This is a genomic window from Hydrogenophaga taeniospiralis CCUG 15921, from assembly GCF_001592305.1.
In the GTDB taxonomy this organism is placed as follows: Bacteria; Pseudomonadota; Gammaproteobacteria; order Burkholderiales; family Burkholderiaceae_C; genus Hydrogenophaga; species Hydrogenophaga taeniospiralis.
The window spans coordinates 79,033-98,848 of the sequence record NZ_BCWR01000003.1; the positions used below are offsets into that span (position 1 = coordinate 79,033).

The 19,816-nt window shown below is 67.2% G+C and carries 15 protein-coding genes; 12 read left to right on the plus strand and 3 right to left on the minus strand.

Annotated elements, in window-relative coordinates; translation table 11 throughout:
- Positions 1-57: 57 nt before the first annotated feature.
- From HTA01S_RS03925 to mdoH, 5 genes are all read left to right on the plus strand, one after another.
- Positions 58-1,476 carry a sensor histidine kinase gene (locus tag HTA01S_RS03925; protein WP_068167287.1) on the plus strand — a complete coding sequence of 473 codons (1,419 nt, stop codon included), beginning with the start codon at positions 58-60 and terminating at the stop codon, positions 1,474-1,476.
- Positions 1,466-2,158 carry a hypothetical protein gene (locus HTA01S_RS03930; protein ID WP_157571967.1) on the plus strand — a complete coding sequence of 231 codons (693 nt, stop codon included), beginning with the start codon at positions 1,466-1,468 and terminating at the stop codon, positions 2,156-2,158. The genes HTA01S_RS03925 and HTA01S_RS03930 overlap by 11 nt, the downstream gene beginning before the upstream one ends.
- A 67-nt stretch (positions 2,159-2,225) precedes the next feature.
- Entirely contained in the window at positions 2,226-3,647 is a 1,422-nt protein-coding gene (locus tag HTA01S_RS03935; protein ID WP_068167289.1) for a sigma 54-interacting transcriptional regulator, read from the plus strand.
- 191 nt (positions 3,648-3,838) lie between these two features.
- A complete protein-coding gene (locus HTA01S_RS03940) occupies positions 3,839-5,410 on the plus strand; it encodes a glucan biosynthesis protein G (protein WP_084235837.1) in 1,572 nt (523 codons plus the stop codon).
- Positions 5,407-7,371 carry a glucans biosynthesis glucosyltransferase MdoH gene (mdoH, locus tag HTA01S_RS03945; RefSeq protein WP_084235838.1) on the plus strand — a complete coding sequence of 655 codons (1,965 nt, stop codon included), beginning with the start codon at positions 5,407-5,409 and terminating at the stop codon, positions 7,369-7,371. Before HTA01S_RS03940 ends, mdoH begins: the two co-directional genes overlap by 4 nt.
- A gap of 179 nt (positions 7,372-7,550) precedes the next feature.
- On the opposite strand, the gene HTA01S_RS03950 is transcribed toward mdoH, so the two are convergent.
- On the minus strand, positions 7,551-8,177 hold the full coding sequence (locus HTA01S_RS03950) for a hypothetical protein (RefSeq protein WP_068167291.1): 627 nt from the start codon (positions 8,175-8,177) through the stop codon (positions 7,551-7,553).
- 46 nt (positions 8,178-8,223) lie between these two features.
- On the minus strand, positions 8,224-9,594 hold the full coding sequence (gene ffh, locus HTA01S_RS03955) for a signal recognition particle protein (RefSeq protein WP_068167292.1): 1,371 nt from the start codon (positions 9,592-9,594) through the stop codon (positions 8,224-8,226).
- 177 nt (positions 9,595-9,771) lie between these two features.
- Between ffh and HTA01S_RS03960 the strand changes: the two genes are divergently transcribed.
- The 7 genes from HTA01S_RS03960 (at position 9,772) to HTA01S_RS03990 (ending at position 19,469) form a co-directional block, all read left to right on the plus strand.
- On the plus strand, positions 9,772-10,572 hold the full coding sequence (locus HTA01S_RS03960; RefSeq protein ID WP_068167293.1) for a cytochrome C assembly family protein: 801 nt from the start codon (positions 9,772-9,774) through the stop codon (positions 10,570-10,572).
- A 13-nt stretch (positions 10,573-10,585) separates the two neighbouring features.
- Positions 10,586-10,834, plus strand: coding sequence for a PP0621 family protein (locus tag HTA01S_RS03965; protein ID WP_068167294.1), 249 nt, complete (start codon positions 10,586-10,588; stop codon positions 10,832-10,834).
- A gap of 21 nt (positions 10,835-10,855) precedes the next feature.
- On the plus strand, positions 10,856-12,673 hold the full coding sequence (locus HTA01S_RS03970; protein ID WP_068167295.1) for a sensor histidine kinase: 1,818 nt from the start codon (positions 10,856-10,858) through the stop codon (positions 12,671-12,673).
- Positions 12,674-12,688: 15 nt separating this feature from the next.
- Complete coding sequence (locus HTA01S_RS03975; RefSeq protein ID WP_068167296.1) at positions 12,689-14,188, plus strand: sigma-54-dependent transcriptional regulator; 1,500 nt, start codon at positions 12,689-12,691, stop codon at positions 14,186-14,188.
- Positions 14,178-14,798, plus strand: a complete 621-nt coding sequence (gene ampD, locus HTA01S_RS03980; protein WP_068167297.1) for a 1,6-anhydro-N-acetylmuramyl-L-alanine amidase AmpD — start codon at positions 14,178-14,180, stop codon at positions 14,796-14,798. The genes HTA01S_RS03975 and ampD overlap by 11 nt, the downstream gene beginning before the upstream one ends.
- 452 nt (positions 14,799-15,250) lie before the next feature.
- Positions 15,251-18,166 (plus strand): ribonucleoside-diphosphate reductase subunit alpha, encoded by a 2,916-nt coding sequence (locus tag HTA01S_RS03985; protein WP_068167298.1) that lies wholly within the window; start codon positions 15,251-15,253, stop codon positions 18,164-18,166.
- Positions 18,167-18,308: 142 nt separating this feature from the next.
- Positions 18,309-19,469: a ribonucleotide-diphosphate reductase subunit beta gene (locus HTA01S_RS03990; protein WP_068167299.1), complete on the plus strand. Its 1,161-nt coding sequence runs from the start codon at positions 18,309-18,311 to the stop codon at positions 19,467-19,469.
- Between the two features lie 167 nt (positions 19,470-19,636).
- On the opposite strand, the gene HTA01S_RS25715 is transcribed toward HTA01S_RS03990, so the two are convergent.
- Positions 19,637-19,816: hypothetical protein (locus tag HTA01S_RS25715; protein WP_176579528.1), on the minus strand; the 180-nt coding region annotated here is incomplete at its 5' end.

The window sequence follows — 19,816 nt, forward strand, 5'->3', positions numbered from 1 at the left end:
CGCCCCGAAACGCCTGCGGCGCCCCGGGCGACCGCTCAACCCGGGCCACGCACTGCCGTGAAAGCCCTGCGCTTCTCGTTCCAGCAACTGCTGCTGGTGGCCTTTCTGCTGATCGGCGCCCTGCTGGGTGCGGCCGCCCTGCGGGCCCTGTTCTCACTCGAAAGCCTGATGGCGCAGAGCCGCGAGAGCGCGGCGCAGGCGATCGCCCTGTCCACGGCGGCGCAGTCGCTGGGCGAACGCAGCCTGACCATGGAGCGCGCGGCGCGCCAGTCGCTGGTGCTGCGCGACAGCCAGTTGCGCAAGCGTTTCGACGAAGCCGCCGGCAACGCCCGGGACATCCTGCACCGACTCGAAGAGAACGAGTTGCCGCCCGAATTCTCGACCCCCTGGCGCGAGCAGCTCACCCACATCACGGGGCTGCTCGACGGTGAACCCGAAACCGCGCTGGACCGCGAGCGTGAGGTGGCGCTGGCCTTTCGCGAACTCAACGACCACAACACGGTGATCGCACAAAAGGTGCAGGCCATCATCGGCGGGCGCAACGAGGCGCTGCAGGCCGGTTTCGAGACCAGCCGCCAGCAGCTCACCCAGCAGGTGGTCGGCTCCATCGCTCTGGCCGCGGTGATGGCGCTGGCGTTTGGCGTCTGGCTGGCTCGGCCGTTTCAGCGGCTGGAAAAGGCCATCGTCGGCCTGGGTGAGAACCGACTGGACACGCCGATCGACATCCAGGGGCCGTCGGACGTGCGCAGGGTGAGCCAGCAGCTCGACTGGCTGCGCCTGCGCCTGACCGAACTCGATGCCGACAAGGCCCGTTTTTTGCGCCACATCTCCCACGAGCTCAAGACGCCGCTGGCCTCGCTGCACGAGGGTGTGGCGGTGCTGGGCGACGGCGTGGCCGGCGCGCTGAACGCCAACCAGGCCGAGGTGGTGAACATCCTGCAGCACAACACGCAGTTGCTGCAGCACCAGATCGAAGCCCTGCTGCGTTTCAACGCGGCTGCCTTCGAAGCGCGCCAGCTCAAGCGGGAAAACACCAACCTGCTGGCGCTGCTGGAAGACCAGATCGACGCCCAGCGCCTGCACTGGCAGGCCCACCAACTGACGGTGCAGGTGGAAGGCCAGCCGGTGTTCCTGCAGATCGACCGCGAAAAGATCGCTTCCGCGGTGGGCAACCTGCTGTCCAACGCGATCCGTTATTCACCCCATGGCGGGCGCATCCAGCTGCGGCTGCTGGACCTGCCGGGCCGGGCCTCGATCGACATTGCCGACCAGGGCCCCGGCGTGGCCGAGGTGGACCGGGATCGCATCTTCGAACCCTTCTACCGGGGTGAACGCCAGCCCCTGGACGCCGTGCGCGGCACCGGCATCGGCCTGTCCATCGTGCACGAGTACATTCTGGCCCACGGGGGTCGCATCGAATTGCTGCCCTACCGCAACGGCGCCCACTTCCGCATCGAGCTTCCCCATGCCACCTGATCGTTTCCGCCCCACGAATGGCCATCCCCGTTTTCTCGCGGGTGCGGGCCGCCGTGGCCTGCCCTTCGCCCTCGCGCTGGGTCTCGGCGCCTGCGGCACGGCGCCGCCCCCCCATGCGGTGCCTGCAACGTCCACGCCCCAGCTGAGCACTGGCGCCCCCGAGCCGGTTTGCGCCCCCCCTGCGGCGCCCACGGTGGAATTGCCACCGGCTTCGCAACCAGGCCTGTGCGCCAACACATCCTCCGAGTCCGACACGCTGGCCTCGCTGCTGCTCTACACCGAACGCCTGCGCTCCATGAGCGGCGCCGAAGTGACGGGCGAGATCGCCGCGCTGGCCGATCCGGGCAACTCGGCTCCGCACCAAATGCGCCTGGCCCTGGCTCTCATGCACACACACCAAGCCGTGGACACCGCCCGGGCGCTGGGCCTGCTGCAACGGGTCGCCAACCAGAGTGCGCCCGACAACGCGCTGCTCAGACCATTGGCCCGCCTGCTCGCCGCGCGCCTGCAGGACCAGCGCCGGCTGGAGGACACGGTGGAGCGTCAGGGCCAGCATCTGCGCGACAGCCAGCGCCGCATCGAGCAGCTCAACGAGCGCCTGGAGGCCATGCGCGCCATCGAGCGCAGCCTGACCACACGCCCCCCACCACCTCCGCCGGGCAGCCGCCCCGCCGCGCCATGAGTGCCGTCCGGCCGTTTCAAAGGCAAAGGTGCTCAGCCCCGCGGTGCACGGCACGGAGGGCACTCCAATGAGCCAGGGACCGAGTCATCACGCCACGCCGCGCGCGCGGCTGCTCGTGGTGGACGACGACGCCGACATGCTGCGGCTCCTGGCCATGCGGCTGGGATCGGCGGGTTACCAGGTCACCTCGGTCGGTTCGGCCGAGGCGGCGCTGGCCCAGCTCGACATCGAGCGACCGCAACTGGTGCTCTCCGACGTGCGCCTGCCCGGGCGCGATGGCCTGGCGCTGTTCGACGAGATCCGCGCGCGCCACCCTTCACTGCCGGTCATCCTGCTGACCGCGCACGGCACCATTCCCGACGCGGTGGAAGCCACCGCACGCGGCGTGTACACCTACCTCACCAAACCCTACGACGCGAAAGAGCTGCTGGACAAGATCGCCCAGGCCCTGGCGCTCGGCGCCCCGGCCAGCCCGAGTTCGCTCGCCGACGAGGCCTGGCGCAGCGAGATCGTGAGCCGCTCCAACCGCATGGCAGACCTGCTGGCCGAGGCCCGCATGGTCGCGCAGTCCGATGCCAGCGTGCTGCTGCGCGGCGACTCGGGCACCGGCAAGGAAATGCTGGCGCGCGCCATCCACCGGGCCAGCCCGCGCGCGAGCAAGCCGTTCATCGCGGTCAACTGCGGCGCCATTCCCGAGGCCCTGCTCGAATCCGAGCTGTTCGGGCACGTCAAGGGCGCCTTCACCGATGCCGTGGCCAACCACAAGGGCCTGTTCCAGGCCGCCGACGGCGGCACCCTGCTGCTCGACGAGATCGGGGACATGCCGCCGGCGCTGCAGGTCAAGCTGCTGCGCGTGCTGCAGGAGCGCGCGGTGCGCCCCCTGGGGTCGAGCCAGTCGGTGCCGGTGAACGTGCGCATCATTTCGGCCACCCACCGCGATCTGGAGGTCGCCATGGCCTCGGCCCAGTTTCGCGAGGACCTGTATTACCGCCTCAACGTGGTCACGCTGACCCTGCCCACGCTGGCCGAGCGGCGCGAAGACATCGCCCTGCTGGCCAACCATTTCCTGGCCAAGCTGGCCGCCAAATACGGCAAGCGCAGCTCGGGCTTCGCACCCGAGGCGCTCAAGGCGCTCACCATGGCCGCCTGGCCGGGCAATGTGCGCCAGCTCTACAACGTGGTCGAGCAGGTCTGCGCCCTGTCAACCACCCCGCTGGTTTCGCTGGCCTTGGTGCAGCGCGCGCTGCGCACGCCCTCGGTCGAGGTGCTGAGTTTTGCCGATGCCAAGCAGCGCTTCGAGCGCGAATACCTGGTGGGCCTGCTCAAGATGACCGACGGCAACGTGGCCGATGCGGCCCGCCTGGCCCAGCGCAACCGCACCGAGTTCTACCGCCTGCTGCAGAAACACGCGCTCACGCCCGGCCTGTTCAAGAGCGACGCGGCGCCCGGGTCGGCAAGCCCCGGCGGCGATGCTGTCGCCGATGAGTGACAGTCACAAGCCCTTGTTTTTCCTGCGTTTTTTTCCTAACCCCTGAGAACCTGTCGCCAAACGGCGACAAAAACCAAGGGTTTGCATGGCCCCGAAGACCTGCGAAGGCCTCAAAAAACACCATTCAGCGAAAAAGCCTTTGATTTAAAAAGGTTTTTTCAGGTTGGCACAGGGTTTGCCCTTATTCAGGCATGCCCCTGGATATTTCCCCGATTCCCACCCGCCGACGTCTGCGAGCGCACAACACGCTGGGCGCCCTGTTGTTCATGCTGGCCGCGGCTTGCGCCCATGCCCAGCGCATGGACTGGGACAGCCTGACCGCTCTGGCCCAGGCCCGCGCCCAGAAACCCTTTCAGTCAAATGGCGACAAGCTGCCTGCCGACCTCGCCGCCCTGGATTACGACCAGGTGCGCGACATCCGGTTCCGGCCCGACCGGGGAACCTGGCGCGCCGAAGCTCTGCCCTTCGAGGCCCAGTATTTCCACCTCGGCCTGTACCAGACCGCTCCGGTGCGCATCCACGAAATCGCGCCCGACGGCGCGGTGCGCCACCTGCCCTACCGCAGCGAAGACTTCCACTTTGGCCACAACACGCTCGACACGAAGGCCTGGGGCGATCTCGGCCACGCCGGCTTCCGCGTGCACTACCCGCTGAACTCAACCGCCTACAAGGACGAACTGATCGTGTTTCTGGGGGCGAGCTACTTCCGCGCTTTGGGAGCGGGCCAGCAATACGGCCTGTCGGCCCGCGGCCTGGCCATCGACACGGTGGGCGGCAGCGGCGAGGAATTCCCGCGTTTCACCGAGTTCTGGCTGGTGCGCCCCACGCCCGACGCCAAGGAACTGACCATCTACGCGCTGCTGGAATCGCCGCGCAGCACCGGTGCCTACCGCTTCGTGGTGCGCCCGGGCACGGAAACCGTCACCACCGTGACCGCCCGGGCGTTCCTGCGTCAGGGCGCGGGCCCGGTGGCCACGCTGGGCCTGGCGCCGCTCACCAGCATGTTTCTCTCGGGCGAAAACCAGCCCATGCCCGGCGACTTCCGCCCCGAGGTGCACGACTCCGACGGCCTGATGATGGTCAGTGGCGAAGGCGAGTGGCTCTGGCGCCCGCTGCAACGCCCCAAGTCGCCGATGGTGAACTCCTTCACCATGACCAACCCGCGCGGTTTCGGCCTGATGCAGCGCGACCGCAGCTTCGCCAACTACCAGGACGTGGAGGCCCGCTACGAGCGCCGCCCCAGCGCCTGGGTCAAACCCCTGGGCGACTGGGGCCCCGGCCGGGTCGAACTGATGCAACTGGCCACGCCCGACGAGACGCACGACAACATCGTGGCGTACTGGGTGCCGGCCCGCCTGCCCGCGCCCGGGCAGCCGCTGGAATGGGCCTATGAACTGCACTGGCAGGGCGAGGCGCAGCAGCGTCCGCCCTCGTCCTGGGTCACCCAGACCCGCCGCGGCTATGGCTACACCAAGCTCAGCGAGGCCGAGCAGATCCGCCAACCGCAATACGTGATCGACTTCGCCGGCCCCGCCCTGGACGCGCTGCCCGCCGACGCGCCGGTGCGCGCCGTGGTGACCAGCAACGCCAACGGCCGGGTGCTCGAACAGGTGGCCTACCCCAACCCCGCCACGCGCAGCTGGCGCGTGACCCTGCGCGTGCAGCGCATCGACCCGACCCAGCCGGTCGAGCTGCGCGCCTTTCTCCAACACAACAACGACACCGTGAGCGAAACATGGACACATCTACTGCTTCCCGAATGAGCGCCACACCGTCGGCGCGCAGCCTGCTGCGCGAGGAACGCCACCCGAACGCCGTCACCGCGCCACCGATCAACCGCGGCTCCATGGTGCCGCGCCCCTGGCGGGGTTTCTGGAACAGCATCGGCACCGCCCTGCTGAGCGCGGCCAGCAGCGTGCTGCCCCCGCGCACGCCCGCCACGCCCGCCGTGGAAGTGCCCGCCCCCATGGCCTGGGAGCGTGCGGCCAACCTGCGCCGCGGTGTGTTCGTGCTGCTCACCGTGCTGAGCACGGTACTGGCGGCCAGCCTGTTCGCCGATGCCCAGCCCGTGCACGAAAACACCTGGCTGCAAACCGGCCAGCTGGTGCTGTTCGTGGTGCTCTCGGCCTGGGTGGTCACGGGCTTCGTGACCGCGCTGATGGGCTTCTGGGTCTCGCTGCGCGGCGACGCGCACACCCTCTCGGCCGCTTCGGTGCGGCACCACCCCATGAACCCCGATGCACGCACGGCCATCATCATGCCGATCTGCAACGAGGATGTGGCCACCGTGTTCGCCGGCCTGCGCGCCACCTGCGAATCGCTCGCCGGCACCGGCCACGCGCGGCAGTTCGACGTGTTCGTGCTCTCCGACAGCTACGACCCGGCCATCGCCGCGGCCGAACGCAGCGCCTGGGAAGACCTGCGCGCCGCGCTCGCCGCCCAGCCCGAGCTGCCGCAGATCGAGGTGTACTACCGCCTGCGCACGCGCCGCACCCACCGCAAAGCCGGCAACGTGGCCGACTTCTGCCGCCGCTGGGGCAAGGACTACCGCTACATGGTGGTGCTCGACGCCGACAGCGTCATGAGCGGCAGTTGCCTGGTTTCCATGGTCAAGCTGATGGAAGCCAACCCCCGCGCGGGCATCGTGCAGACCGCCACGCAGGCCATCGGCCACGCCACCCTGCACGCACGGGCGCAGCAGTTCGCCTCGCGCGTGACCGGCCGCCTGTTCACGCTGGGCATGCAGTTCTGGCAACTGGGCGAGTCCCATTACTGGGGCCACAACGCCATCATCCGCGTCGAACCCTTCATGCAGCACTGCGCGCTGGCCCCGATCAAGGGCAAGGGCGGTATGGCCGGCGGCATCATGTCGCACGACTTCGTGGAAGCTGCGCTGATGCGCCGCGCCGGCTACCACGTGTGGCTGGTCTCCGACCTGACCGGCAGCTACGAACAGCAGCCGCCGGACCTGCTGAGCGAGCTGCAGCGCGACCGCCGCTGGTGCCAGGGCAACCTGCAGAACTCCCGTCTGATGGCCGAGCCCGGCATTCACCGCGTGCACCGCACCATGTTCGCCATCGGCGCCATGTCCTACCTGTCGGCGCCGCTGTGGCTGGCCTTCCTGACCTTCGGCACCGCGCTGTGGATGTCGGACTCCAGCGCACCGTCGCTCTGGCACGCCGTGCCGGCCGAACTGCGTGGCCTGTGGGCCTGGACGCTGTCCATGCTGTTCCTGCCGCGCGTGCTGGGCCTGCTGGCGGTGTTCCTCAAAGGCGAGCAGCGGTCTTTCGGCGGAACCGCTGGCCTGCTGGGCAGCGCCACGGTGGAAACCGTGCTGGCCCTGCTGCAGGCGCCCATCCGCATGCTGGCGCATTCGCTGTTCGTGTTGGTGGCGCTCACCGGCCTGAAGCTGGAATGGAAGTCGCCTCCGCGCGAAGCGTCCGGCGTGACCTGGCGCGACGCCGTGGTGCGTCTGGCCCCCATGACCGCCGTGATCGGCCTGCTGGCCCTGGGTGTCGCCGCCATCAACGTCGAGGCGCTGATCTGGCTCGCCCCCGTGGCCCTGCCGCTGCTGCTGTCGGTGCCGCTGACCGTGGCCACCAGCCACGTGGACCTGGGCACCTGGATGCGCTCGCGCGGTGTGCTGCTGATCCCCGAAGAGTCGTGGTCCCCCGCGGTGCTGCGCCGCGCCTGGCGCCACGCCAGCCGGCTGGCTGCAGCGTAGAGGACTCCCCCCGCAGCGCTTCGCGCTACCCCTCAAGGGGCGGCACTGGCCGTCCGGCAAAGCCGGCCCGGCGGTGCCCTGGGCTGGACCACTTCGTTCATCAGTGCGGGCTTTGAACGACTCAGGCCCGGCCGCTGATGCCATCTCCTGGAAGCCGCAGCGAGCGCGGGGGCCATGCTTCAGTTCTGTGGAGGCTTCAGGTAGCGTTCATCGGACCAGGTGGCCAGCCAGCCCGGCACAAAGGCCACGAAGATCGCGGTGAACATGCCGGTGAGGAAGGCATCGCCCCAGGCCATGAGCCAGCGCGCGACCAGCGCCTGCTCCAGGGCCACGCCGCCGGCCAGGCGGTAACCGACCTCCCGCACCACGCCGGCCAGAAACATGGCGGCGGCGGTGCCCAGAAAACCGCGGCCCAGGGTGTAGACGAAGGGGTTGGGGGGCAACCAGCGCCGCAGCACCGCCCCGATGCCCAGCGCGAGCGTGGCCGGCACCAGTCCGATCCAGACCCCCTGTGAGAGCGCCGCGACAGGGCCGGCCTGGCCCAGCAGGCCCACCGCCAGCGCCACCAGCGCCAACACCAGCACCGCCAGCGGCCAACCCAGCATGAGCACCAGCAGGCAGGCGCCCGAGAGCTGCACCTGCAGCCCCTGGGGCATCTTCTGCGGCAGCAGCCAGAGCCAGGGCAACAGCGCCACCGCGGCCAGCGCGGGCGTCAGCAAGGGCCCGCGAAGCATGCGCCAGGGCCGCAGCCACAAGGCCACGCCCAGGGACAGGACGGCCAGCGAGAGTTCTAGGGCGAACAACATGCGGCGCGAGTATGGGCCGCGCACCCATGATCGGGTTTGACTTCGATCAACCCATGCCGGGCAACTTGGGCATGCCTTTCATGCCGCCCATGCGCTTCATCATCTTCATGAGGCCGCCACCCTTCATCTTTTTCATCATGCCCTGCATCTGCTCGAACTCCTTGAGCAGTCGGTTGACCTCCTGCACATGCACGCCCGCACCGGCGGCGATGCGGCGCTTGCGCGTGGCTTTGATGATCTCGGGGCGGCTGCGCTCCTTGAGTGTCATGCTGCAAATGATGCCTTCCTTGCGCTTGATGTCCTTTTCGGCCCGGCTCAGATCGGCCTCGCTGGCCTTGGCCGCCATCGCGCTGGGCAGTTTGTCCATGAAACTGGAGAGTCCGCCCATTTGCTTCATCTGGCGGATCTGGTCCAGGAAGTCGTTCAGATCGAAGCCCTCGCCGCTCTTGACCTTGGCCGCCAGCTTCTGGGCCGCGGCCATGTCAACCCCGGCCGTGACCTGTTCCACCAGCGCGAGGATGTCACCCATGCCCAGGATGCGCCCGGCGTGGCGCTCGGCGTCGAACACCTCCAGGCCATCGAGCTTTTCGGACACGCCGGCGAATTTGATGGGCGCACCCGTCACCTGCCGCACCGAGAGCGCCGCACCACCGCGCGAGTCGCCATCGAGCTTGGTGAGCACGATGCCGGTCAGCGGCAACGCGGCGCTGAAGGCCTTGGCGGTGTTGATCGCGTCCTGGCCCTGCATCGCGTCCACCACGAACAGCGTCTCCACCGGTTTGAGCACCGCGTGCAGCTCCTGGATCTCGCGCATCAGCGCCTCGTCGATCGCCAGGCGACCGGCCGTGTCCACCAGCAGCACGTCGAAGTAGTGCTTGCGCGCGTAGTCGATCGCGGCGCGCGCGATGTCCACCGGTTTCTGATCGGGCGTGCTCGGGAACCACTCGGCCCCAGCCTGCGCGGTCACGGTCTTGAGCTGCTCGATGGCGGCCGGGCGGTAGACGTCGCCCGACACCGTGAGCACTTTCTTCTTGCGCTTCTCGATCAGGTGTTTGGCCAGCTTGGCGGTGGTGGTCGTTTTGCCGGCACCCTGCAGGCCGGCCATGAGGATGACGGCGGGCGGTTGCGCCGCGAGGTTGATGTCGGCCACGCCATCGCCCATGGTGGCGGCGAGCTCCCGGTTGACCACGCTCACCAGCACCTGGCCAGGAGTGAGCGAACCCACCACTTCCTGGCCCAGCGCCTTTTCCTTCACGCGGGCGATGAAGTCGCGCACCACGGGCAGGGCCACGTCGGCCTCCAGCAGGGCCATGCGCACCTCGCGCAGCATGTCGGTGACATTGGCCTCGGTGATGCGGGCCTGGCCGCGCATTTCCTTGACGATGCGTGAGAGACGGTCGGAGAGGGCTGATGCCATGGTGCGCTCGGGTGGTGAAAAGGGCCGCCGTGGCGCAGGCTGCGGGGTCGTACCGCGGGGTCTGCGTGTCTGGGGGTGGGCCGCAACCCCTCGGGGCTGCTGCGGGCAGGGCCGTTAAACTGTGGTGTTGATTTTAGCTGCGCCCTGCGCCCACCCGTTGCGTCCGACGCCGACCCAATGAACCTGCTGCCCGCCCTTGCGACGAATCCCCCCGCTGCGCTGCTCTCGGCTGTGGCGGCGCTGTCGTACGCCGTCCTGGCCTGGGCACACCCCCGCATGAGCCCCGGGCAGACCCGTTTCGTGCTGGCGACAGCCTGGCTGCTGCACCTGCTGGTGCTGGCCTCGGGCCTGCTCGAACAACCCGTGCGTTTTGGCTTTGCGCCAGCGCTCTCCGTCACGGCCTGGCTGGTGCTCACGGTCTACCTGGTCGAGAGCCGCCTGTACCCCGAACTGCGTGCGCGCTGGACGCTGGCCGTGCTGGGAACCCTGGCCGTGTTGCTCGCCCTGGTGTTCCCCGGCTCCCCGTACCCGGCGCTGCGCTCGAACTGGCTGCCGCTGCACTGGGCCCTGGGCATCGCCTCCTACGGCCTGATCGGTGCCGCGGTGGTGCACGCCTGGCTAATGCAGCGGGCGGAAAAGTCGATGCGCAGCGGCGCCGCCACCGAAACCCCCATGCCGCTGCTGACGCTGGAGCGGCTGACGTTCCGTTTCGTGGCAGCCGGCTTTGCCCTGCTCAGCGCCACGCTGCTGGCCGGCGGCTGGTTTTCCGAGACGCTCAACCACCGCTGGACCTGGGACCACAAGACCGTGTTCTCCGTGCTCTCCTGGCTGACCATGGGTGTCCTGCTGTGGGGCCGCTGGAGCCTAGGCTGGCGTGGCCGCATGGCCGTGCGCACGCTGTACCTAGCCGCGGGCTTGCTGCTGCTGGGCTACGTCGGCTCGCGCTTCGTGCTCGAAGTCGTGTTGCTGCGGGCCTGAACGGTATCTGTCCATGAAATTCCTGCTCGTTCTGGCCGTGCTGCTCGTGGCTTTCTGGATCTGGCGCAACAACCGCCAGATCGGGTCGGACCAGGGCACACCGCCCGCGCCGCCCAAACCTAGAGCCTCGCGCACCCCGATGGTCATGGTGGCGTGCCCCCACTGCGGCACGCACCTGCCCGAGAGCGACGCGGTCGTCGGCCGGCTGGGCGCGTATTGCAGTGCCGAGCACCGCCAACTGCACGAGGGGGCGTCGCGGTGACGCCTCACACCGGCCACTGACATGGCCAGGGACGTCACTTCCCAATTCGCGCCCTCCTGGCTTTCCGCCTTCGAGAGCCACGGCGCACGCAGCCGCGAGAAGCGGCAACACGCCTTCTTCAGGCTCTGGCGCGCCTTCATGCGGGCGCGGGTTTTCATTGCGGCGGTGCTGTTGGCACTGCAGGTCTTCGTGGTGGTCACCGGCTCGGGTGGTCCCAACTGGCTCGTCATGGTGTGCGCCGTGCACCTGAGCGCCGCCCTGGCGGTACTGATCTGGTCACGTCCCACCGAGCTGGGCAAGCCTTTCCAGTTGCAGTGGCTGCTGACCATCGGCGTCGACCTGCTGGCCTTCGCCCTGCTCCAGCACTTTCAGCAAGGCGGCATCAACTACACGCCTCTGTTTGCGCTGCCCGTGCTGCTGGCCGCCATTCTCGGGTCTTTGACGCTGGCGCTGGCGACCGCCGCCAGCATCACGCTGTACATGCTGGGCGAAGCCGCCCTGAGCGCTGCGGTCCTCAGCGAGGTGTCCACCCCGCGCTTTCTGCAATCGGGCCTGACCGGTACCGGGTTTTTTCTGGTGGCCGTGCTGGCCAACCAGCTGGCGCTGCGCCTGGCACGCGAGGAGGCCCTGGCCCTGAGCAGCCAGGCCGCGGCGCGCACGCAGGCACAGGTCAACGAACTCGTGATCGAAGGCCTGAGCGAAGGTGTGCTGGTGGTCGACACGCACAGTGTGGTGCGCAACGCCAATCCAGCCGCCCAGTTCATGCTCATGGGCGAGGACTATCCGCACGGGGCCAAGCTGCTGCTCTCGGCGCGACCGGCCTGGGAAGGGCTGGCCAAGCTGGTGAGCGAGACCTTTCGGGTCGGGCATCCGATGGAGTCGGAAATCCGCATCGACTTCGATGAACTCACCATCCACCGGCTGTTCGCCCGCACGAAGCTGACCAGCGCTCAAGGCGGGCGCCGCGGCGGGCTGTGCGTGCTGTTTCTCGAAGACCTGCGCGAAGTCGAGGCCCGGGTGCGCACCGAGAAGCTGGCCTCCATGGGCCGCATGTCGGCCGCCGTGGCCCACGAAATCCGCAACCCGCTCTCGGCCATCACCCAGGCCAACGCCCTGCTGGACGAAGAAGTGCAGGAGGCCGGGCAGAAGCGGCTCACCCGCATGATCGAACAGAACGCGCAGCGGCTTTCGCGCATCGTGGACGACATCCTCAACGTCGCGCGTGTCCAGCCCACCCAGGGCGATACCGCCCCTCCGGTGCTGCCGCTGGACCACACGGTGCGACAGATCACGCACGAATGGATCCGGCAGAACCAGGCCCAGCGCGTATTGGGGGTGCACACCCACGCACCCACGGCCCACGTCGGTTTCGACCCCGATCACCTGCGACGTCTGCTGATCAACCTGCTCGACAACGCGCTGCAACACGCCAGCCGCACCGCGTCGTCGATCCGGGTCATCACCCAGCCCAGCGGCAACGACCGCATCCGCCTGTCGGTCTGGAGCGACAGCGCACCGCTGGAGGCCGGTGTGCTGCGCCACCTGTTCGAGCCGTTCTTCTCCTCCGAGAGCCGTTCGAGCGGTCTGGGCCTCTACATCTGCCGCGAGCTGTGCGAACGGTATGGCGCCCAGATCGCCTACCAGCGCAGCCGGCTGGACCAGCGCGAGGGCAACGAGTTCTACGTGCTCATGGCGTCGTCGGCCAACGCGCCGCGCCAACCGGTCCAGCAAAGCCTCTCGTACCCCCCAGGCGACTCGCTCCCCAGCCTCACGCGGCCCGGCTCGCTCCTGCCGGGTGATCTGCCCCGTTCGCACCGTTCGCCCCGTTCGCCCCGCTGACACCCGAGCCACAAGATGTCCACCCCCGCCACCGCCTCCGTACTGGTCGTCGACGACGAGCCCGATCTGCGCACGCTCTACGAGCTGACGCTGCTGCGCGAAGGCCACCAGGTGGTTTCGGCCCAGGACCTGGCCCAGGCCCGCGAATGGCTGACCCAGCGACGGTTCGACGTGCTCATCACCGACATGCGCCTGCCCGACGGTCTGGGCCTGGAACTGCTGCGCGAACTCAGCACCAGTCAGCGTACCGAAAAGTGCATCGTCATCACCGCCTACGGGTCGGCCGAAAACGCCGTGGAAGCGCTCAAGACCGGCGCCTTCGACTACCTGACCAAACCGGTCGACCTCAAACAGCTGCGCGCCGCGGTGTCCGCCGCGCAACAAAGCCAGCGCCATGTGCCCGAGGCATTGCAGCCAGGCTCCGCGGCCGATGGCCCGCGCCCCACGATCACCCCCACCGCCGAGCCGCGCAGCGCCCCACCCCCGCCCGCTGGGGTGCGCGCCCTGGCGTGCATCGTGGGCGATGCACCCAGCATCGCGCAGATCAAGGGCCGCATCGAAAAGGTGGCCACCAGCATGGCCCCGGTCCTGATCCTGGGCGAATCGGGCACGGGCAAGGAGCTGGTGGCACGCGCGGTGCACGAGTGCAGCCACCGCGCCGCAGGCCCGCTCGTCGCGGTCAACTGCGGCGCCATCCCGGAAAGCCTGATCGAGGCCGAGTTCTTCGGCGTGCGTAAGGGCGCCTACACCGGCGCCACGCAGGACCGCGAAGGCTACTTCCAGGCGGCCAAGGGCGGCACCCTGTTTCTCGACGAGATCGGCGATCTCCCGCTGGCCATGCAGGCCAAGCTGCTGCGCGTGATCCAGGAACGCCGCGTGCGCCCGCTCGGCGGTGTCCAGGACGAGGCGGTGGACGTGCGCCTGGTCAGTGCCACCCACCGCGACCTCGCCGCCCTGGTCAAGACCGGGGAATTCCGGCAGGACCTGTTCTATCGGCTCAACGTGATCGAACTGCGCACCCCCGCGCTGCGCGACCGGCGCGAAGACCTGCCCGAGCTGACCCACGCGCTGCTGCAACGCATCTGCGACGAGACCGGGCAACCCGTGCCCAGGTTGTCGGCTGCAGCACTGCAATGGCTGCAGTCGCGTGAACTGCCAGGCAATGTGCGCGAACTCGAAAACCTGCTGCAGCGCGCCCTGGCGCTGAGCAGTGGCCACACCATCGGGCCCGACGACTTCGGCGACACCGAACTGGACACGATTCCGGCGAGCATCGAGTCCCCGTCACAGGTCGACCCCTGCGTCGCGCCCACGCAGCCAAGCCCCGGCATTCCAACGGACCTGCAGACCTACCTGGACCAGCAGGAACGCCTGGTGTTGCTCCAGGCGCTCAAGGAAACCGACTACAACCGCACCGCTGCGGCGGCCCGACTGGGGTTGAACCTGCGTCAGATGCGCTACCGCATCCAGCGGCTCGGCATTGCCATGCCCTCGGACGACAACGATGCGGGCTGAAGCCAGGCACGCGCCCCCCCGGTGGCACTGGCGTGGTGGCTGGCTGGATGCGGCGCGGCATTGCCCTTCGCCCAATTTCGGTCCGCGCCCACACGGCGCGCACATCGACCTGATCGTCATCCATTCCATCAGCCTGCCACCCGGCGTCTATGGCGGGCCACAGGTGGAGCAGCTGTTCACCAACCAGCTCGACTGGCAGGCCCATCCCTATTTCGAGCAGATCCGGGGCATGGAAGTGTCCTCGCATTTTTTCATCCGGCGCGATGGTGAACTGGTGCAGTTCGTCGACGCCGATGCCCGCGCCTGGCACGCCGGCGCATCGTGCTGGCGGGGCCGCGACAACTGCAACGACGACTCCATCGGCATCGAACTCGAAGGCCTGGAGGGTGACAGCTTCGAAGCGTCCCAATACCTCACGCTGACCCGCCTGTGCGCCAGCCTGCGCGCGCGCTATCCGGTGGCCTACGTGGCGGGCCATGAACACATCGCACCAGGACGCAAGCAGGACCCGGGGCCTGGCTTTGACTGGGCGCGGCTGCGACAGGGCCTGGGCTGGCCGCCTCGGTGTTTCCCCCAAGACACAGACCGGGTCCTCACCGCCAACGATTGAGCCGCCTGCGCACCGTCAAGCGCAGCCGATTCTTCATCGTCTGCATCGACGCGGCTTTCAGCCCGGAATCCGGCCAGAGGGTTCGAAATCACTGGGTTTTTCCGACAAGGTTCCAGCAAATCCGGTGTGTTCCGGGCCATGGAACCTGCGACATGCGAGCCGATGTCATGGGTGTTTTTTCGCCCACCGAAAAGCCCCATCCAGGTGCATCCACATTATTTTTCAAACACTACCTGTAGTGGCTTGAACGGCACCTACACACCAGATATAGTGTGCCCTGTGCTTTCGCGGCACCCGCGAATTTCACACCGCAGGCCTTCTGCCGTGGCACGCCGACCCCCGGTCCGCTGCCTCCGCACACCGCCCGATACGGCCCTGAAAACCGGCCGCCCCACACCTGCCCAGCCGTACGGCACCGGGGCAGGCCACCAACAACAAATGAAAGAGGAACCATGCTGACTGCCCAATCCCCCTCCCCTTTGAGTTCCGCTTCTGCCACGCCCGCCACCGGCGCTTTCGGCGCCGCGGCGCAGGCTCCTGCCAGCCCGGTGTTTGCCAACTACCAGATCATTCGCCGCAATGGCGCGGTCGTCCCCTTCGAACCCAGCAAGATCGCCGTGGCCCTGATGAAGGCCTTCCTGGCGGTGCACGGCACGCAAGGCGCCGCATCGGCCAGCGTGCGCGAAACCGTGGACACGCTGACGCAGACGGTGGTGCGCGCGTTGATGCGCTCGCGTCCGGGCGGCGGCACCTTCCACATCGAAGACGTGCAGGACCACGTGGAGCTCGGCCTCATGCGCAGTGGCCACCACGAAGTCGCCCGCGCCTACGTGCTGTACCGCGAGCGCCGCACCCAGGAACGTGCCCACCAGGCCGAGCAAGCCAAACCCACCGAAGCCCTGCTGCATGTGGTGGATGGCGGCCAGCGGGTGCCCCTGGACCTGAACCGCCTGCAGGGCCTGATCGAGGACGCCTGCAAGGGCCTTGGCAAAGACGTCAAGGCCGACCCTATCGTGGCCGAGACCAAGCGCAACCTGTACGACGGTGTGCCGATCGAAGAGGTCTACAAGGCCTCCATCCTGGCCGCGCGCACCCTGATCGAAAAGGACCCCGACTACACCTACGCCACCGCGCGCCTGCTGCTGCACACCATCGTCAAGGAAGTGCTCGGCGAAGAAGTGCCCTCCAGCGACATGGCCGCGCGCTACGCCGACTACTTCCCGCAGTTCATCAAGAAGGGCGTGCAGAACGAGCTGCTCGACGAACGGCTGCAGCAGTTCGACCTGACCCGCCTGGGTGCCGCGCTCAAGCCCGAGCGCGACCTGCAGTTCGACTACCTCGGCCTGCAGACCCTGTACGACCGCTACTTCCTGCACGTGCGCAAGAGCCGCATCGAACTGCCGCAGGCCTTCTTCATGCGTGTGGCCATGGGCCTGTCGCTCAACGAGATCGACCGCGAGGCCCGCGCCATCGAGTTCTACGAGGTGCTGTCCTCGTTCGACTTCATGTCGTCCACGCCCACCCTGTTCAACAGCGGCACGCTGCGCTCACAGCTCTCGAGCTGCTACCTGACCACCGTGCCCGACGACCTTGATGGCATCTACGAATCCATCAAGGAAAACGCGCTGCTCTCCAAGTTCGCCGGCGGCCTGGGCAACGACTGGACCCGCGTGCGCGCCCTGGGCAGCCACATCAAGGGCACCAACGGCGAATCGCAAGGGGTCGTTCCCTTCCTCAAGGTCGTCAACGACACCGCCGTGGCGGTGAACCAGGGCGGCAAGCGCAAGGGCGCGGTCTGCACCTACCTGGAAACCTGGCACCTGGACATCGAGGAATTTCTGGAACTGCGAAAGAACACCGGCGACGACCGCCGCCGCACGCACGACATGAACACGGCGAACTGGATTCCCGATCTGTTCATGAAGCGCGTGATGGAGAAAGGCGAGTGGAGCCTGTTCTCGCCCAACGACGTGCCCGACCTGCACGACCGCTTCGGCGCCGACTTCGAGCGCGCCTACGTGGCCTACGAAGAGAAAGCCGCGCGCGGCGAGATCAAGCCTTACCGCAAGCTGCCCGCCACCGACCTGTGGCGCAAGATGCTCTCGATGCTGTTCGAGACCGGCCACCCCTGGATCACGTTCAAGGACGCCTGCAACGTGCGCAGCCCGCAGCAGCACGTCGGCGTGGTGCACAGCTCCAACCTCTGCACCGAGATCACGCTCAACACCAGCGACACCGAAACCGCCGTCTGCAACCTGGGCTCGGTCAACCTGCTCAACCACGTCAAGAGCGGCTCCGCCGAAGGCTCCCGCCTTCTGGACCACGAGAAGCTGCAGCGCACGATCAAGACGGCGATGCGCATGCTCGACAACGTGATCGACATCAACTACTACGCGGTCAAAAAGGCGCGCGACTCCAACATGCGCCACCGCCCGGTGGGCCTGGGTGTCATGGGCTTCCAGGACGCGCTGTACGAACTGCGCATCCCTTACGCCTCCAACGACGCGGTGGAATTCGCCGACCGTTCGATGGAAGCCGTTTGCTACTACGCCTACTGGGCTTCCACCGAACTCGCCCGCGAACGCGGCCGCTACGCCAGCTACAAGGGCTCGCTGTGGGATCAGGGCATCCTGCCCACCGACACGCTGGACCTGCTGGCGTGCGAGCGTGGCGGCTATGTGGACGTGGACCGCTCCAGCAGCCTGGACTGGGACGCACTGCGCAAAAAGATCGCCGCCGACGGCATGCGCAACTCCAACTGCGTGGCCATCGCGCCCACCGCGACCATCTCCAACATCATCGGCGTGGACGCCTCCATCGAGCCCTGCTTCGGCAACCTCTCGGTCAAGTCCAACCTGTCGGGCGAGTTCACCGTCATCAACAGTTACCTGGTGAAGGACCTCAAGCGCCTGGGCCTGTGGGACGACGTGATGGTCATGGACCTCAAGCACTTCGACGGTTCGCTGCGCTCCATCGACCGCGTGCCGCAAGAAGTGAAGGCGCTCTACGCCACCGCGTTTGAAGTGGAACCACTGTGGCTGGTGGAGGCCGCGGCGCGGCGCCAGAAGTGGATCGACCAGGCACAGAGTCTGAACATCTACATGGCCGGCGCCTCGGGCAAGAAGCTCGACGACACCTACAAGCTCGCGTGGTTGCGTGGTCTCAAGACCACCTACTACCTGCGCACCACCTCGGCCACCCAGGTCGAGAAGTCGACCGGGCGCACCGGTCAGCTCAACGCCGTTTCGATGGGCAGCAACGACGCCGCTTTGAGTGCGCCGGTCGCGACCAGCGAAGCGATGGTCGAACCCGCAACCGACATCAAGTTCTGCGCCATCGACGACCCCGGTTGTGAAGCCTGCCAGTGATGAGAACCCGTCCGTGCCGATGTGTTGTGGTGTCGAAGCTCGCGCGTTCGATGCGACACCGCAACACAAAGCACGCCCGTCGCGCATGAGTCCTTTGCATTTCATGCCGACACTTCGATAATCCGCAGAATTGGACACACATATGTTGACCTGGGACGAACAAGTCACTCCCTCATCGAAGCCCGCACCTCTTCCCCTGGCAACCAGCATGCCGGGTGTGCCAGTGTCACTGTCTGACGCTCCCCTCTCCTCCGTTTCTTCCGCGATCGCAGGCACGCCGGGCGCGCGCCGCATCAACGTGGCCGACAAGCGCATCATCAACGGCAAGACCGACGTCAACCAGCTCGTGCCGTTCAAATACAAGTGGGCCTGGGAGAAGTACCTCGCCACCTGCGCCAACCACTGGATGCCGCAGGAAGTGAACATGAGCCGCGACATCGCGCTCTGGAAAGATCCCAACGGCCTGACCGAAGACGAGCGCCGCATCGTCAAGCGCAACCTCGGCTTCTTCGTGACCGCCGACTCGCTGGCCGCGAACAACATCGTGCTGGGCACCTACCGCCACATCACCGCGCCCGAGTGCCGCCAGTTCCTGCTGCGCCAGGCATTTGAAGAAGCGATCCACACCCACGCCTACCAGTACATCGTGGAGTCGCTGGGTCTGGACGAGTCCGAGATTTTCAACGCCTACAACGAGGTTCAGTCGATCCGCGACAAGGACGAGTTCCTGATCCCCTTCATCGAAGCGATCATGGACCCGGCGTTCAAGACCGGCACACCGCAGGACGACCAGACCCTGCTCAAGAGCCTGATCGTTTTCGCCTGCCTCATGGAAGGCCTGTTCTTCTACGTCGGGTTCACGCAGATTCTCGCGCTGGGTCGGCAGAACAAGATGACCGGCGCCGCCGAGCAGTACCAGTACATCCTGCGCGACGAGTCCATGCACTGCAACTTCGGCATCGACCTGATCAACGCGATCAAGCTGGAGAACCCGATGCTGTGGACGCCCGAGTTCAAGGCCGAGATCAAGGCGCTGTTCATCAAGGCCGTGGAATTGGAATACCGCTACGCCGAGGACACCATGCCGCGCGGCGTGCTGGGCCTCAACGCTTCCATGTTCAAGGGCTACCTGCGCTACATCGCCAACCGGCGCGCCACGCAGATCGGCCTGGAGCCCATGTTTCCGAACGAAGAGAATCCGTTCCCCTGGATGAGCGAGATGATCGACCTCAAGAAGGAACGCAATTTCTTCGAGACCCGCGTGATCGAGTACCAGTCCGGCGGGGCGCTCTCCTGGGACTGATGTTCCCAAGGCCCGGGGCCGCGTTGCACACCTACAAACCATCACATGCGTTTCAAGCATTCAAAGCCCTCCTCTCGGTGCCTCGGCACTGCGGGGAGGGCTTTGTCACTGGATTCAACACCTTGGGGCCAGCCGTGGATGCATCCACACGGCCCCAAGGCGCTGAATCACTTCACCGGCATCAAGATCGGATGAAGTGCTCTTTGCAACTTGATCAAGGAGAAAACAATGGCAACTGCGAAAAAAGCCCCGGCTAAGAAAGCCGCACCGGCAAAGAAAGCCGCCGCACCGGCGAAGAAGGCTGCACCTGCGAAGAAGGCCGCTCCGGCCAAGAAGGCTGCACCTGT

Bases quoted from the DNA above. Each gene is read 5' to 3' on its own strand.
- ampD (WP_068167297.1), top strand. From the start codon at position 14,178: ATGCGGGCTGAAGCCAGGCACGCGCCCCCCCGGTGGCACTGGCGTGGT.
- HTA01S_RS03960 (WP_068167293.1), top strand. From the start codon at position 9,772: ATGAACCTGCTGCCCGCCCTTGCGACGAATCCCCCCGCTGCGCTGCTC.
- HTA01S_RS03965 (WP_068167294.1), top strand. From the start codon at position 10,586: ATGAAATTCCTGCTCGTTCTGGCCGTGCTGCTCGTGGCTTTCTGGATC.
- mdoH (WP_084235838.1), top strand. From the start codon at position 5,407: ATGAGCGCCACACCGTCGGCGCGCAGCCTGCTGCGCGAGGAACGCCAC.
- HTA01S_RS03930 (WP_157571967.1), top strand. From the start codon at position 1,466: ATGCCACCTGATCGTTTCCGCCCCACGAATGGCCATCCCCGTTTTCTC.
- HTA01S_RS03985 (WP_068167298.1), top strand. From the start codon at position 15,251: ATGCTGACTGCCCAATCCCCCTCCCCTTTGAGTTCCGCTTCTGCCACG.
- HTA01S_RS03940 (WP_084235837.1), top strand. From the start codon at position 3,839: ATGCCCCTGGATATTTCCCCGATTCCCACCCGCCGACGTCTGCGAGCG.
- HTA01S_RS03975 (WP_068167296.1), top strand. From the start codon at position 12,689: ATGTCCACCCCCGCCACCGCCTCCGTACTGGTCGTCGACGACGAGCCC.
- HTA01S_RS03950 (WP_068167291.1), bottom strand. From the start codon at position 8,177: ATGTTGTTCGCCCTAGAACTCTCGCTGGCCGTCCTGTCCCTGGGCGTG.
- ffh (WP_068167292.1), bottom strand. From the start codon at position 9,594: ATGGCATCAGCCCTCTCCGACCGTCTCTCACGCATCGTCAAGGAAATG.
- HTA01S_RS03970 (WP_068167295.1), top strand. From the start codon at position 10,856: ATGGCCAGGGACGTCACTTCCCAATTCGCGCCCTCCTGGCTTTCCGCC.
- HTA01S_RS03935 (WP_068167289.1), top strand. From the start codon at position 2,226: ATGAGCCAGGGACCGAGTCATCACGCCACGCCGCGCGCGCGGCTGCTC.
- HTA01S_RS03990 (WP_068167299.1), top strand. From the start codon at position 18,309: ATGTTGACCTGGGACGAACAAGTCACTCCCTCATCGAAGCCCGCACCT.